At 44.6% G+C, this 13,973-nt stretch carries 12 protein-coding genes and 1 other annotated feature; of the genes, 10 read left to right on the top strand and 2 right to left on the bottom strand.

Annotated features, from left to right (window positions below; all coding sequences use genetic code 11):
* Nucleotides 1-190 precede the first annotated feature (190 nt).
* From R7H07_RS14060 to R7H07_RS14045, 4 genes are all read left to right on the top strand, one after another.
* Nucleotides 191-1,150, top strand: coding sequence for a TIGR01212 family radical SAM protein (locus R7H07_RS14060; RefSeq protein WP_017633631.1), 960 nt, complete (start codon nucleotides 191-193; stop codon nucleotides 1,148-1,150).
* Nucleotides 1,151-1,185: 35 nt separating this feature from the next.
* Nucleotides 1,186-2,931 (top strand): GGDEF domain-containing protein, encoded by a 1,746-nt coding sequence (locus R7H07_RS14055; RefSeq protein WP_025768422.1) that lies wholly within the window; start codon nucleotides 1,186-1,188, stop codon nucleotides 2,929-2,931.
* 237 nt (nucleotides 2,932-3,168) lie between these two features.
* Entirely contained in the window at nucleotides 3,169-5,523 is a 2,355-nt protein-coding gene (gene arcB / locus R7H07_RS14050) for an aerobic respiration two-component sensor histidine kinase ArcB (RefSeq protein ID WP_005381826.1), read from the top strand.
* A gap of 1 nt (nucleotide 5,524) precedes the next feature.
* Entirely contained in the window at nucleotides 5,525-5,974 is a 450-nt protein-coding gene (locus R7H07_RS14045) for a hypothetical protein (RefSeq protein WP_047102031.1), read from the top strand.
* Between the two features lie 85 nt (nucleotides 5,975-6,059).
* On the opposite strand, the gene arcA is transcribed toward R7H07_RS14045, so the two are convergent.
* On the bottom strand, nucleotides 6,060-6,776 hold the full coding sequence (arcA, locus tag R7H07_RS14040; RefSeq protein WP_005381824.1) for a two-component system response regulator ArcA: 717 nt from the start codon (nucleotides 6,774-6,776) through the stop codon (nucleotides 6,060-6,062).
* Nucleotides 6,777-7,137: 361 nt separating this feature from the next.
* On the opposite strand from arcA, the gene R7H07_RS14035 reads away from it, so the two are divergent.
* Both R7H07_RS14035 and R7H07_RS14030 read left to right on the top strand, forming a co-directional pair.
* A complete protein-coding gene (locus R7H07_RS14035; protein ID WP_053306886.1) occupies nucleotides 7,138-7,545 on the top strand; it encodes a DUF3293 domain-containing protein in 408 nt (135 codons plus the stop codon).
* A 64-nt stretch (nucleotides 7,546-7,609) separates the two neighbouring features.
* Nucleotides 7,610-8,092: a putative 4-hydroxy-4-methyl-2-oxoglutarate aldolase gene (locus R7H07_RS14030; RefSeq protein WP_005381822.1), complete on the top strand. Its 483-nt coding sequence runs from the start codon at nucleotides 7,610-7,612 to the stop codon at nucleotides 8,090-8,092.
* Here R7H07_RS14030 and R7H07_RS14025 read toward each other — a convergent pair.
* On the bottom strand, nucleotides 8,089-8,559 hold the full coding sequence (locus R7H07_RS14025) for a hypothetical protein (protein ID WP_047102035.1): 471 nt from the start codon (nucleotides 8,557-8,559) through the stop codon (nucleotides 8,089-8,091). The two genes, R7H07_RS14030 and R7H07_RS14025, sit on opposite strands and share 4 nt — an antisense overlap.
* A 423-nt stretch (nucleotides 8,560-8,982) precedes the next feature.
* Between R7H07_RS14025 and thrL the strand changes: the two genes are divergently transcribed.
* From thrL to thrC, 4 genes are all read left to right on the top strand, one after another.
* Nucleotides 8,983-9,060, top strand: coding sequence for a thr operon leader peptide (gene thrL, locus R7H07_RS14020; protein WP_074192076.1), 78 nt, complete (start codon nucleotides 8,983-8,985; stop codon nucleotides 9,058-9,060).
* Nucleotides 8,996-9,115: a sequence feature (Thr leader region), on the top strand. Its footprint overlaps the gene before it by 65 nt.
* Nucleotides 9,116-9,168: 53 nt before the next feature.
* Entirely contained in the window at nucleotides 9,169-11,628 is a 2,460-nt protein-coding gene (gene thrA / locus R7H07_RS14015) for a bifunctional aspartate kinase/homoserine dehydrogenase I (RefSeq protein WP_047102037.1), read from the top strand.
* 20 nt (nucleotides 11,629-11,648) lie between these two features.
* On the top strand, nucleotides 11,649-12,605 hold the full coding sequence (thrB, locus tag R7H07_RS14010; protein ID WP_206959440.1) for a homoserine kinase: 957 nt from the start codon (nucleotides 11,649-11,651) through the stop codon (nucleotides 12,603-12,605).
* Nucleotides 12,602-13,882 carry a threonine synthase gene (thrC, locus tag R7H07_RS14005; protein ID WP_005381818.1) on the top strand — a complete coding sequence of 427 codons (1,281 nt, stop codon included), beginning with the start codon at nucleotides 12,602-12,604 and terminating at the stop codon, nucleotides 13,880-13,882. The genes thrB and thrC overlap by 4 nt, the downstream gene beginning before the upstream one ends.
* Nucleotides 13,883-13,973 lie beyond the last annotated feature (91 nt).

The following is a 13,973-nucleotide window of genomic DNA, read 5'->3' as shown; positions in this document are numbered from 1 at the left end:
ATTATGCATTTTTAGTTTAACATTTACGCAACATGAACGATTTTTGTCTTTAATTATGCAAGTTTATTGATTTTGACCCGCATGATGGGTGTTTGAATTGATTAATATTGTGTGTTTTTTCTTGCAGGGATGTAATTTATTTACACAGATCGTAGTGAGATTGATTACGATTTATTGTTGGTGAGAATTTATGCAGTTACATGAGTTGGTCAATACAATCGGCCAAGATCTTCAGCGTCGATACGGTGAAAAGGTTCATAAGTTAACATTGCACGGTGGATTTAGTTGCCCTAACCGCGATGGCACGATTGGGCGGGGAGGATGTACATTTTGCAATGTGGCTTCGTTTGCAGATGAAGAAGTCCAGATAAAAAGCATTCACGAACAGTTAAAAGATCGCGCAGGTGAAATTCACAGAGCGAAGAAGTATCTCGCTTATTTTCAGGCCTACACCAGTACCTATGCCGAAGTACAAGTTCTCAAAAACATGTATGAGGAAGCACTAAAGGCTGCAGACATGGTTGGTCTTTGTGTGGGGACGCGTCCTGATTGCGTCCCTGATGCGGTATTGGATTTACTGTCGGGCTATGTACAGCAAGGTTATGAAATTTGGCTAGAACTAGGTCTTCAAACCGCCAACAATGACACCCTAAAACGTATCAATCGTGGTCATGACTTTGAGTGTTATGCCGAAATCACTAAGCGTGCGCGAACACTCGGAATCAAGGTTTGTACTCACTTAATTGTGGGTTTACCCAAAGAAACCCGCGCCGAAAATATTGAAACGCTGCAAAAAGTGTTAGCCGTGGGAACGGATGGCATCAAGTTACATGGCTTGCATATTGTCGAAGGTAGCACCATGGCGAAAGCTTGGCGTGCTGGAAAGCTAGAAGCCCCTGAATTAGAAGAATATGTTGCGATCGCCAGTGAAATGATTCGTATGACACCACCAGATGTGATTTATCATCGCGTTTCATCAGCAGCTAGGAGGCCCACGTTATTATCGCCTCTGTGGTGTGAAAACCGTTGGCTAGCGATGACGGAAATTGGTCGAGATCTCAGTGCTCATGGTGCTCAAGGGAGTCTTACGGGGAATACCTTTATCTATACTAAACCGGAATTAATAGCAGATCGCTCAATAAATAACTGATATATTTTAACCAGTGTTCTTTGAAGGTTTAAACGATGGATCAGTTACTCAATTGGCTTTGGGGTGGTCAAGGCGGTTATGGCTATGTCGTCTTGTTGTTAATCGCAGGCGTGTGCGCGTTAGCACTGATCTATTTGCACTTTCAGACATCACTTAAGCAACTAGTAACGGATTCTCCCTATCCAGTCATAGTGGTGGACACTAGCCATGCTCAGCTCTTGCTATCTAACCAGGCTGCGATGCAGTTATTAGGCATTCGCTCTTTGGGAACGGGGTATTTGTATCCTGCTTTATTCGATATTCATGAGCTTGAGCAGTTTCTCGAGCGCTTCTCTAGTCGTCATTTTCGTCAGCAGGCTTTTGACTGGCGACTATCTGATAGTGAATCTATTAAAGTGGAGCTGTCAGGCAGAAAGAGTTTATTGCGCAATCATCGAGTTTGGATTCTTTATGCTCAGCCATATCAAGCCACTCACCAAGAGCAGCAACAAGAACTTGCCCAATTAATCATCGCACGTTCGGCATTAGACTCACTTTCAGAGCTGATTTGTACCCAAGACCGCCAAGGCAATCTATTAACGACCAATCGAGCATTTGATCAATTCTGGCAAGGGCGAAGGGAAGAAGCTTGCGCATCCAAGGCCTTGGGTGAGATGACCAGAAAAAGCGAACGTAAATGGACAACGGATCCACAAGGTCGAAGTTGCTTATTGGAAGTCAATCAAAACTCTCTTGTTTCGCCGAGTGGTGAGCTTATCGGTACGCTGTCTATTAGTCATGACGTGACTGAATGGCACAAGATGCAACAGAATCTGCGAGATGAAATGGAGCGTCGCAAAGATACAGAGGTGGCGCTAGCGCAAAGAGATACTATCTTACAAACGATTCTGGATGCCAGTCCGGACTCTATTGGTATTTTCAATGAGAACATGGTCTATCAAGCGTGTAATCAGCCTTTTGTTAAGGCGTTAGGAATTTCAAAAATTTCTGATTTGATAGGTAAGCGCCTCCAAGACGTGATTCCTAAAGAGATGTACGCGCGCTTAGCAGACAGTGACTTAGAAGCATTACGCCAGTTAGAGCCAGTTCGATACATAGATAAAGTCGTGAGTAGTGATGGTAAAAGTACGTGGTTTGATGTGGTGAAATCGCCTTTTAAAGATAAAGCATCAGGAACGAATGGTGTGCTGATCATGGCGCGTGATATTTCTGAGCGTTATCTTGCAGAACAAAAGTTGGAAAAAGCCAACCTAGAGTTAGAAAAATTGAGCTTTATGGATAGCTTAACTCAAGTATCGAACCGACGCCGTTTCGATGAACAACTGCAGGTATTGTGGTACCACCACGCTCGAGAAAAGCTGCCGCTCACCATCATGTTATGTGACATCGACTTTTTCAAAGATTACAACGACTGTTACGGTCACCAACAAGGTGATGAAGCGTTAGTCAGTGTTGCTACCGTGTTTACACAAGTCATCAATCGTTCTTCGGATTGTGTTGCGCGTTATGGTGGCGAGGAGTTTGGTTTTATCTTGCCGAATACCACCACGGAAGGTGCGCGCAACGTAGCACAGCGTATTCATGAGAAAATTCTACAGCTTGATATGGAACACGACAGTTCAGAAGCATCTGAACGCCTTACCGTCAGTATCGGTCTGGTCTCTTACATTCCTCAGCATGGTGATGAACCCGAAATGGGCATCGCTATGGCTGACAGTGCGTTATACCAAGCTAAAGCTGATGGACGTAATCGCACCTGTATTCACCCCAGTTCTTGCTAACGCTTTGTGACCGCTTGCTCTAAGTTGATAGCTGATTGTTTAAATCACCGTATTAAACACGTTAAACTTACAGAAGCCTGTGCGCTCGTTGGTTTATCTTTCTATCTCGTGTCACAAGCGCAGATCGCACCGTGTGTTTTTCACTAATCAAACAGACCTAAATTGCGTTAGGTCGAGTGCATTTACCTGTTTTTCATCATCGAATGGCGCTATCTAGCCACCACCATGGAGTAGTTAATGAAACCCATGAAAAACCTCGCCCAGTATTATGTCGACTTGCTAGTCAAACTGGGGATTGTTCGCTTCTCTATTTTGCTAGCCCTTGCGCTGGTGGCATTAGCTGTTGTGGTGCAGGTAGGGATTACTTTAGCTCTCAAAGGGCGAGTAGATGATATCGACATTGTCCGTTCGGTGTTTTTTGGTCTATTGATCACCCCTTGGGCGGTTTACTTCCTCTCTGTGGTTGTCGATCAACTAGAAGAGTCTCGCCAGCGTTTAACTAAGCTGGTGTCCAAACTGAAGGACATGCGTTCGCGAGATCAAGAGCTGAATTACCAACTTCAACAAAACATTGAAAAGCTTAACCAAGAAATTGAAGAGCGTATTAAAGCGGAAGAAGCACGTGAAGAGGCGATGCAAGACCTCGAAAATGAGGTGTTCCAACGCGAACGTACTCAATTAGAGTTGGCAGAACGTACCGCATTACTGCGTTCATTTATTGATGCCTCACCAGACTTAATTTACTACCGCAATGCGGATGGTGTTTTCTCTGGCTGTAACCGCGCGATGGAAGAGCTAACGGGCAAGAAAGAGCACCAGTTAGTCGGATTAAGCCCTTGGGATGTGTATAGCAAAGAAATCGCCGAGCATATCGTTGATACTGACCAAAAGGTTTTTGCCGATAATCAAGCAATTACTTACGAGCAATGGCTCGAATACCCAGATGGTCGCAAGCATTACTTTGAGCTGCGTAAAGTGCCATTTTACAGCAAAGATGGCCGCCACCTTGGTCTCGTTGGGTTCGGTCGTGATATCACTGAACGTAAGCGCCATGAAGAGTCGTTAGAGAAAGCAAGCCGCGACAAAACTACCTTCATCTCAACCATCAGTCATGAGCTGCGAACGCCGCTGAATGGCATTGTAGGCTTAAGTCGTATGCTTCTAGATAGTCCGTTGACAGAAGAGCAGCGTAAACACATGCAGACCATCAATGTGAGTGCGATTACTCTAGGTAACATCTTCAACGATATTATCGATATGGATAAATTTGATCGCCGTAAGTTAGAACTATTACCTGCGCCACTTAACTTCGAAGACTTCGTCGCAGAGATTGAGAGTATCTCAGCTCTGATGGCGGAACAAAAAGGGTTACGCTTTGACTTAGAACGTTTAAGCGACTTGCCAAAAGCAATTGAAGTGGATGCAACCCGTCTACGTCAGGTGATTTGGAACTTGGTCAGCAACGCAATGAAGTTCACCAAGGAAGGTGGCGTTGTGATGACAGTGAGCGCGGATGTCGAAGACGATTTTGCGACCATTATTATGGAAGTGGAAGACACAGGTATTGGTATCCCAGACGAAGAGCTAGATAAGATCTTTGCGATGTACTACCAAGTGAAATCAGGCAAGGACAACCTGCATGCGGTCGGTACAGGTATTGGTTTGGCGGTATCTAAGCAACTGATCAATATGATGGATGGTGACATTACGGTTACCAGTGAGGAAGGCTTTGGTAGCACTTTTACTGTATCGATCCACGTTCCGATTGTTGAACTAGCTGAGCCAGTCATTGATGCGAAACGCGACAATGTGCGCCTCAACATATTTATGGTCGAAGACATCGAGCTTAACGTAACTGTGGCTAAATCGTTACTTGAGAGCCTAGGGCACTCTGTCACCGTGGCAATGACGGGCCAAGAAGCGTTAGTGAACTTTGTGCCAGAAAAATACGACTTAGCGTTGTTGGATATCCAACTGCCTGATATGACGGGCTTTGATGTCGCCAATTATTACCGCAAGCATTATAACAATCTTCCTCCATTGGTCGCCTTAACTGCTAATGTAATGAAAGATCGTCGTGAATACTTAGATAACGGCATGGATGATGCGATCAGTAAGCCGCTGGCAGTGAATGCTATTCAGTCAGTGATTGATAAATTCTTCGCTCACCAGTTAGAACAACCTAAGGAAGTGGTGAGCGGTCCCGAAACAGTGGAAGAGCCAGTGCCTTCTCCTGTGATTGAGACACATTTGCTCGATATGGATATGTTAGAGTCTTACGTCGACATTGTTGGTGCAAAACCTGTCTACGACAGCATAAAAATGTTTGAAGATATGATGCCAGACTATATTGATGTCTTAGATTCGAACATGACAGCGAAAGATCAAGATGGGATTGTTTCTGAAGCGCATAAAATCAAAGGTGCTGCAGGTTCAATTGGCCTGAAACGTATCCAAAGTGTGGCGCAAAAAGCGCAATCGCCTGATATGCCTGCATGGTGGGAAAACATTTCAGACTGGGTTGAAGAGATCAAAAATGAATACCAAAACGATATTCAAGTCCTCAAAAGTTGGTTGGAACAAAGGAAATAACATGAAAAGAATCGCACCATTGGCGTTAGTCATGGCATTGATGGCAGGCTGTAGTTCCGTTCCAAATGTGAATTGGCAACAAAACAGTCAGATTACGATTAATGAGGTTAATGTTGAGCTCAAAAGTAATTTATGGGTGAACCTCATGCCGAATATTGGGGACGTGCAAGAGCAAAGTATTCAAGGTGCACTTTACCTCGAAGGAGATCAGTTACTTCCTGCAAATCTAACGGCAGAAGCTCTTATTATTAAACAGGGGCAAAAAGAGTGGTTGGTGGACAGTGCGTCTTTAGATACTCGAACGCACAGTGAAAGCCGATGGGAGGTGGCGTTCTCGTCTCACATTGATGTGAACACAGAAAAATCGGTTGATATCGCAGTGCTTCTAGACGATGCGGGTAAACAGCGTTGGTTAGTCGAAAAGTACGTGAAGATTAACAAGGTTTATTAACCGCAATGATGTTGCATTAGTCGTTAGACCTAAAACAAAAAGGGCTTGCTCAATGAGCAAGCCCTTTGCATATTAGCGGTTAAATCTAGTCTTCTAGATCGCCACAGAAGCGGTAACCTTCGCCGTGGATAGTGGCGATGATTTCTGGCGTACCTGAAACAGACTCAAAGTGCTTACGGATACGACGAATCGTTACGTCTACAGTACGGTCGTGTGGCTTAAGTTCACGACCAGTCATCTTCTTAAGAAGATCGGCACGAGTTTGAATCTTACCCGGGTTCTCACAGAAGTGCAGTAGTGCGCGGAACTCAGAGCGAGGTAGCTTGTAGCTATCACCAGCAGGGCTTACTAGAGAGCGGCTGTTGATGTCTAGTACCCAACCGTTGAATTCATACTTTTCTACCGAGCGCTTCTCTTCTTGCACCGCGTTAGAGCTCATTGAGCGACTAAGTAGGTTACGTGCACGAATAGTTAGTTCACGTGGGTTGAATGGTTTAGTGATGTAGTCATCTGCACCAATCTCAAGACCTAGGATCTTGTCTACTTCATTGTCACGGCCTGTCAGGAACATTAAAGCAATGTTCGCTTGCTCGCGTAATTCACGCGCTAGTAGAAGGCCATTCTTGCCTGGAAGATTAATGTCCATAATAACCAAGTTGACTGAGTTATCAGACAACACTTGGTGCATCTCTTCACCGTCACTGGCTTCAAAAACAGCGTATCCCTCTGCTTCAAAAATACTCTTAAGAGTGTTACGAGTTACTTGCTCATCTTCAACGATAAGAATCTGCGGGGTTTGCATTGGCGGTACCTAAATTTGTGACAAAATTGTGCTAATAGAATAAATTCTAGGCAAAAATATAACATACAGGTAATGTGATTTTGATAATAAATCAAGTTGATCAAAAAAACACTTCTTTCAGTTATCCGCCCTCCATGGAATTTTGCCAACTCACCAGTATCCAATGGCGACGTTTATTCTAAAGGGCTTGTTTACCTTTCATTTCCTGCTTTCAGTGGGGCCTGAAACGTAAACACCCTAAGATATTGAGCGGATTTTATATTGTTAACAGCATGCTAACAATGCTCAAATGTTAATTCCATTCAGTTTGTTGATTTATATCAATTGATGAAATGTAACTGTTATTAATCGTTTAAGACTTATGATAGAAAAAAGTAATACGAACATAGACGCATCGTTATGGAATGCTTATTCAGAATCTTTTTTCAGATTCGAAGCCGAGTGGCGTGTTTCAAACTATGCTGTGATAACCGCTTGGAACCCATACAGTAACTTGAGGTCCAAAGAAGAGAACAGCATAAACAATCACGCGTTAGAAAAACAGCTACAGCACGTTAATTACGCGCCTGTCACGGTAGGTGATAGCGCTTTTACATGGTATGAGGAAAGCTTTGCCGTCGAGTTGTCGCCAGAGGTAGCCGTTGAATTGGCGAATGACTTTCAACAAAACGCGATTTATTACGTCATTAATGACCAACTTTATCTTATTGCGTGCTCGCAGCCGAAAGTTTTTCATACGTTAGGCTCCATTAAGCCTCGACTCGTATAGAAGGTATAGAAAAGGATACTGCTCACTGAAGCATCGCTTGGGTGAGAAAATTCACGGAGGAAATATGAGAGACATTACACCCGATATTTGTGACCAATTTGAAGACCAAGTGAGCTTGCTTACTTTACCATTGCAGAACTTTGGTCAACGTAGCGCTTTTTACGGTGAAATCGTTACGGTGCGCTGCTATCACGATAACTCGAAAGTGCGTGAAGTACTGGGCGAAGATGGAACGGGTAAAGTATTGATTGTTGACGGACATGGATCGTGTCAGAGAGCATTACTCGGCGATCAATTAGCGATACTCGGAATAGAAAATGGGTGGGAAGGCATCATTGTCTATGGTGCAATACGCGATGTAGCACAAATATCTCAAATGGACATTGGCGTTCAAGCTCTTGGCACCAACCCGTTTAAAACAGAGAAACGCGGGATAGGAGAGGTAAACGTAACCTTAACGATGCAAAACCAAATCGTTCAACCTAAGCACTACGTTTACGCGGACTGGAACGGTGTATTGATTTCTAAGCAAAAGCTGGACTTCTAAAAACGAAAGCCTAAACCAACCTCAAAGCCTTGTTGCCAATCTTGGTAATCAAGAGTCGCGTGAAGATCCAGTTTATCGGTAATTTTTACGCGACTTGATACTTCAGCCGCGAGGCTGCTGTCGTCTTGGCGAATACCTTCCGCTGTTTCGTTCTTGTAAGAGCGAACTGTACTTTTCAGCGTGACACGATCATTAAAGTGATAGCTGATCCCACTCAAAAAACCACTTTGATTTTGGGTAGGAGAGTTATTGACTCGCGCACCGACATAAACGTCTACCGAATCAAAAAGTTCGTAAGCGTAACCCGTATCGATATTCCAAACATCAAAACTGTCAGACTGATAACTGTCGCTGGAAATGAATAGTTTATGAGGAGAAGGGGATGTTTTACCTGGAAGCGGCGGAAGCTCGTTTGCTAGACAAACACCAGGCACAAAAAACAGCAACAGAAAAAGCCATCTTTTCATGTTCACCACTCCTTGTGTCAACTTTTTTATTAGTATGCGCCCAAAGCTTCTCACTATTAAAGCATAGAATATGAAAGCTAGCTCACCTATTTTCTAAATAATTCGATCCTATGAACATAAGTCACAGTTAAGTTGTTGTTATGTGTCACAACCCTCTCGAATTATTTGATCGTACGTTTTATGGCAAAGATCAGACTAGTTATTAGATAAAAAACCGAACTGGTGATGATGGTTAAGTCCTTTACAAAAACTAACTGTAGATTTTCAAATGATCAATAATGTGTAATTAACTATAAATATCAATGACATTGCTTAGCAGAAATCTCTGAAAGATGGAAAAACAAACAATTTTTTGTTGACTATGTATCAGAAACTCGGTAAACGTAGAGTTAAGCAAACACAATTAACGTTGAATATTTATTTATGCCATCTAACAGCCTAGTAGTAATGACCACGACCATTATTATTACCGACACGACACATGTTGGGGCAGGCTGCTGAGCGAAAGAAATTCACAAAAAAGGCCTGTATCCAACAAGATACAGGCCTTTTTTTATGCTTTTTTATCCAGAATTTAGACAAATTTAAGAAGATATACCGGAGGAAGGGATGCGAGTATTGAAGTTTGGCGGATCATCACTAGCTGATGCAGATCGCTTTTTGAGAGCGGCAGACATTATTGCCAATAACGCTCAACAAGAAGAAGTAGCGGTTGTTCTTTCCGCTCCTGGTAAAACAACAAACAAATTGGTTGCGGTCATTGAAGGCGCATTGCGCAATGGTGAAGCAGAACTACAAATCAAAGAGTTGGAGGAGTCGTTTAAAACGCTCTTCACTCAAATCCAAGCAGTACTACCCAATATCGATGGTTCAGCTTTCGATAACCAAGTGAAAACTTCTCTCTCTCAATTACGCCAATTCGTTCATGGCATCAATCTTCTTGGCATGTGCCCAAACAATGTTAATGCACGTATTATTAGCAAAGGCGAACGCGTTTCGATTCAATTGATGAAGGCAGTACTTGAAGCGAAAGGCCAACCTGCGCATCTTATCGACCCAGTTGAATACCTATACGCAAAAGGTGATCACCTTGAAGCCATGGTTGATGTAGACGTTTCAACGCAAAACTTCCGCCAAAACCCTCTTCCTCTGGGCCATGTGAACATTATGCCTGGCTTTACCGCCGGTAACGAGAAAGGTGAATTGGTAACACTTGGTCGCAATGGCTCTGATTATTCAGCGGCGGTTCTTGCGGCGTGTCTGCGCGCAGATTGTTGTGAGATCTGGACTGACGTAGATGGTGTATACAACTGTGACCCTCGTTTAGTAGAAGATGCTCGCCTGCTTAAATCTCTTAGCTACCAAGAAGCGATGGAGCTTTCTTACTTCGGTGCTTCCGTTTTGCATCCGAAGACCATTGCTCCTATCGCGCAGTTCCACATCCCATGTCTGATCAAAAACAGCTTTAACCCACAAGGTGCAGGAACTTTGATTGGGCAAGACACTGGTGAAGACAATCTGGCGATCAAAGGTATCACGACGCTAAACGACCTAACTATGGTTAACGTCTCCGGCCCAGGTATGAAGGGTATGGTTGGCATGGCAAGCCGCGTATTTGGCGCAATGTCTTCCGCTGGTGTGTCTATTGTTCTTATTACTCAGTCTTCTTCTGAGTACAGCATTAGCTTCTGTATTGAGGCAGAAGATAAAGCAAAAGCGCAACAAGTACTGGCCGATGCGTTTGAGTTGGAACTGAAAGATAGCTTATTAGAGCCGGTCGAGTTTATTGATAATGTTTCAATCATAACGTTGGTTGGTGACGGCATGCGTACATCGCGCGGTGTTGCATCTCGCTTCTTCTCATCTCTTGCTGAAGTGAACGTAAACATTGTAGCCATCGCACAGGGCTCATCTGAGCGTGCTATCTCAGCCGTGATTCCTGAAGATAAAATCTCTGAAGCAATCAAAGCGTGTCACGAAAACCTCTTCAACTCTAAGCACTTCCTAGACGTCTTCGTGGTTGGTATTGGTGGCGTTGGTGGTGAGCTGGTGGATCAGATCGAGCGTCAACAGGCGAAGCTTGCGGAAAAAGGCATCGTTATTCGCGTGTGTGGCTTGGCAAACAGCAAAGGTCTTTTACTTGATAGTGAAGGTCTGCCACTCGAGCATTGGCGTGATCGTATGTCGGCAGCGACAGAAGAGTTCAGCCTAGCGCGTTTGATTTCTTTGGTTCAACGTAATCACATCATCAACCCAGTATTGGTTGACTGTACATCAAGTGAAGATATCGCGAACCAATACGCTGATTTCTTAGCAGCTGGTTTCCATGTCGTTACACCAAATAAAAAAGCAAACACAGCAAGCATGGCTTACTACCATCAGCTTCGCGATGTTGCGCGCAGCTCTCGTCGCAAGCTGATGTACGAAACAACTGTGGGGGCGGGTCTACCGGTAATCGAAAACCTGCAAAACCTAATCTCAGCGGGTGATGAGCTAGAGCGCTTTAGCGGTATTCTTTCTGGCTCTCTGTCATACATCTTCGGTAAGTTAGATGAAGGTATGAGCCTAAGTGAAGCTACTAATATCGCAAAAGAAAATGGTTTTACTGAACCGGATCCTCGTGATGATCTTTCTGGTATGGATGTCGCGCGTAAGCTTCTGATCCTAGCTCGTGAAGCAGGCATGTCTCTAGAACTAGAAGACGTTGTGGTTGATCAAGCACTGCCACCAGGTTTTGATGATTCTGGTAGCGTTGATGAATTTATGGCGCGTTTACCTGAAGCAGACGCCTATTTTAAAGAATTATCTGCAAAGGCAGCGGAAGAAGGCAAAGTACTGCGCTACGTTGGTGAGATTAATGAGGGCAAGTGCACAGTAAGCATCGCAGCGGTGGATGAAAACGATCCAATGTATAAAATCAAGGACGGTGAAAACGCACTGGCATTTTACAGCCGTTACTATCAGCCAATCCCACTAGTGTTACGTGGCTATGGTGCAGGCACCGAAGTAACGGCTGCGGGTGTATTTTCTGACGTGATGCGTACTTTAGGTTGGAAACTAGGGGTATAACAATAATGAGTTCAAGTGATATGGATGTAGTGGTTTATGCCCCAGCATCAATTGGTAATGTAAGCGTTGGCTTTGATGTGCTGGGGGCTGCCGTGTCTCCAGTGGATGGCACACTATTGGGTGACCGTGTATTGGTGAAATCTGGGGCTGATCCGTTCAGCCTTAAAACGGCGGGTGATTTTGTTGAGAAATTGCCAACTGAACCAAAAGAGAACATCGTCTACGACTGTTGGCTCGTGTTTTCTCGCGAGCTAGATAAAAAAGGTGTTGAGCTAAAACCACTTGAAATGACGCTAGAAAAGAACATGCCAATAGGCTCAGGTTTAGGCTCAAGTGCATGTTCTATCGTGGCGGCGCTGGATGCTTTAAACCGATTCCATGGTCAACCGCTGAATGAGACTGAGCTGCTAGCACTGATGGGGGAAATGGAAGGCAAAATCTCTGGTGGTATTCACTACGATAACGTCGCGCCGTGTTACCTTGGTGGTGTCCAGTTGATGCTTGAAGAGCTTGGTATCATCAGTCAAAAAGTGCCTTGTTTTGATGATTGGTACTGGGTGATGGCGTATCCGGGTATCAAGGTATCAACGGCGGAAGCGCGTGAGATCCTACCATCTCAATACCGCCGACAAGATATCATCGCTCATGGTCGCCACCTTGCGGGCTTTATTCATGCGTGTCATTCTGGTCAGCCAGAACTTGCTGCAAAAATGATCAAAGACGTGATCGCAGAACCGTATCGTGAGAAACTGCTTCCAGGTTTTGCGAATGCACGTCAATACGCAGCGTCTGCGGGTGCATTGGCAACCGGTATTTCTGGCAGTGGTCCGACACTGTTCAGTATTTGCAAAGAGAAAGATGTCGCTGAGCGAGTTGCTCGCTGGTTAGAACAAAACTACGTACAAAACGAAGAAGGATTCGTCCACGTTTGTCGTCTAGATAAGCAGGGTTCGAAAGTAACAGGAAGTGAGCTATGAAGCTTTACAATATAAAAGAAAATGATGAACAAGTTTCCTTTGGCCAAGCCGTTCGCCAAGGGTTAGGCCGTAACCAAGGTCTATTTTTCCCATCGGAATTACCAAAATTTGAAGATATCGATGCGCTGCTTGCAGAAGACTTTGTCTCTCGTAGCACTAAGATTTTATCGGCGTTAATTGGAGATGAACTTACAGAGGAGCAAGTGAATGCTCTTGTTGATGCTGCATTCCAATTCCCTGCGCCAATTAATCAGGTCAAAGACGGTGTTTACGCTCTGGAACTGTTCCATGGTCCAACGCTTGCATTTAAAGACTTTGGTGGTCGCTTTATGGCGCAATCTCTTGCTGCGGTTTCGGACGGCGGCAAGATCACTATTCTGACTGCAACTTCCGGCGATACTGGCGCAGCCGTTGCGCATGCTTTCTACGGTATGGAAGACATCAACGTTGTGATTCTTTACCCGAAAGGTAAGATCAGCCCACTGCAAGAGAAGCTATTCTGTACGCTTGGTAAGAACATCCATACTGTCGCGATCGATGGAGACTTCGATGCGTGTCAGGCACTGGTTAAGCAAGCTTTTGATGATTCTGCACTGCGTGAAGAGATCGGTCTGAACTCTGCAAACTCAATCAACATCAGCCGTTTGATGGCGCAAATCTGTTACTACTTTGAAGCAGCTGCGCAAATGAGCAAGCAAGAGCGTGAAAACCTAGTGGTATCAGTACCAAGCGGTAACTTCGGTAACCTAACTGCTGGTCTATTGGCAAAAGCGTTGGGCTTGCCTATCAAACGCTTTATCGCTGCAACTAATGCCAATGACACGGTTCCTCGCTACCTAGAAACAGGTAAGTGGGAGCCAAAACCAACAGTCGCAACAACATCGAACGCGATGGACGTGAGCCAACCAAACAACTGGCCTCGTATTGAAGAGCTGTGCCGCGTGAAAGAGTGGGGCTTGGAGACGTTAGGTAAAGGCGCAGTATCTGATGAGCAAAGCGCACAGTCAGTGAAAGATTTACATGCTCTAGGCTACCTATGCGAACCGCATGGTGCGATTGCTTACCGAGTGCTTGAAGAACAATTGCAAGACGGTGAAACCGGTCTGTTCCTATGTACTGCTCACCCTGCGAAGTTCAAAGAAGTCGTGGATGATATTCTAGAATCCGATATCGAGCTTCCTGCGCCACTAGCGAAGCACGCTGCGATGGAGCTGCTATCGGAAGAGCTCGACGCAGACTTTGACGCATTGAAACAAGTACTGCGCCGCGTGCAGTAAGCTTCAAAGTATAGTAAGTATCAAAAACAGAAATAACGAGAGGTGAATGAGTAATCATTCACCTTTTTTATTGTCGGTAAGTTTTGACTCT

The sequence above is a fragment of the Vibrio sp. Vb1127 genome (genome assembly GCF_033338735.1).
Classification (GTDB): domain Bacteria; phylum Pseudomonadota; class Gammaproteobacteria; order Enterobacterales; family Vibrionaceae; genus Vibrio; species Vibrio alginolyticus.
This window is presented reverse-complemented; position numbering and strand designations above follow the sequence as displayed.

Coding starts and splice junctions, on each gene's coding strand:
- R7H07_RS14025 (WP_047102035.1), bottom strand. CDS start 8,559: ATGAAAAGATGGCTTTTTCTGTTGCTGTTTTTTGTGCCTGGTGTTTGT.
- thrC (WP_005381818.1), top strand. CDS start 12,602: ATGAAGCTTTACAATATAAAAGAAAATGATGAACAAGTTTCCTTTGGC.
- arcB (WP_005381826.1), top strand. CDS start 3,169: ATGAAACCCATGAAAAACCTCGCCCAGTATTATGTCGACTTGCTAGTC.
- R7H07_RS14035 (WP_053306886.1), top strand. CDS start 7,138: ATGATAGAAAAAAGTAATACGAACATAGACGCATCGTTATGGAATGCT.
- R7H07_RS14060 (WP_017633631.1), top strand. CDS start 191: ATGCAGTTACATGAGTTGGTCAATACAATCGGCCAAGATCTTCAGCGT.
- R7H07_RS14045 (WP_047102031.1), top strand. CDS start 5,525: ATGAAAAGAATCGCACCATTGGCGTTAGTCATGGCATTGATGGCAGGC.
- R7H07_RS14030 (WP_005381822.1), top strand. CDS start 7,610: ATGAGAGACATTACACCCGATATTTGTGACCAATTTGAAGACCAAGTG.
- thrB (WP_206959440.1), top strand. CDS start 11,649: ATGGATGTAGTGGTTTATGCCCCAGCATCAATTGGTAATGTAAGCGTT.
- thrL (WP_074192076.1), top strand. CDS start 8,983: ATGCCATCTAACAGCCTAGTAGTAATGACCACGACCATTATTATTACC.
- arcA (WP_005381824.1), bottom strand. CDS start 6,776: ATGCAAACCCCGCAGATTCTTATCGTTGAAGATGAGCAAGTAACTCGT.
- thrA (WP_047102037.1), top strand. CDS start 9,169: ATGCGAGTATTGAAGTTTGGCGGATCATCACTAGCTGATGCAGATCGC.
- R7H07_RS14055 (WP_025768422.1), top strand. CDS start 1,186: ATGGATCAGTTACTCAATTGGCTTTGGGGTGGTCAAGGCGGTTATGGC.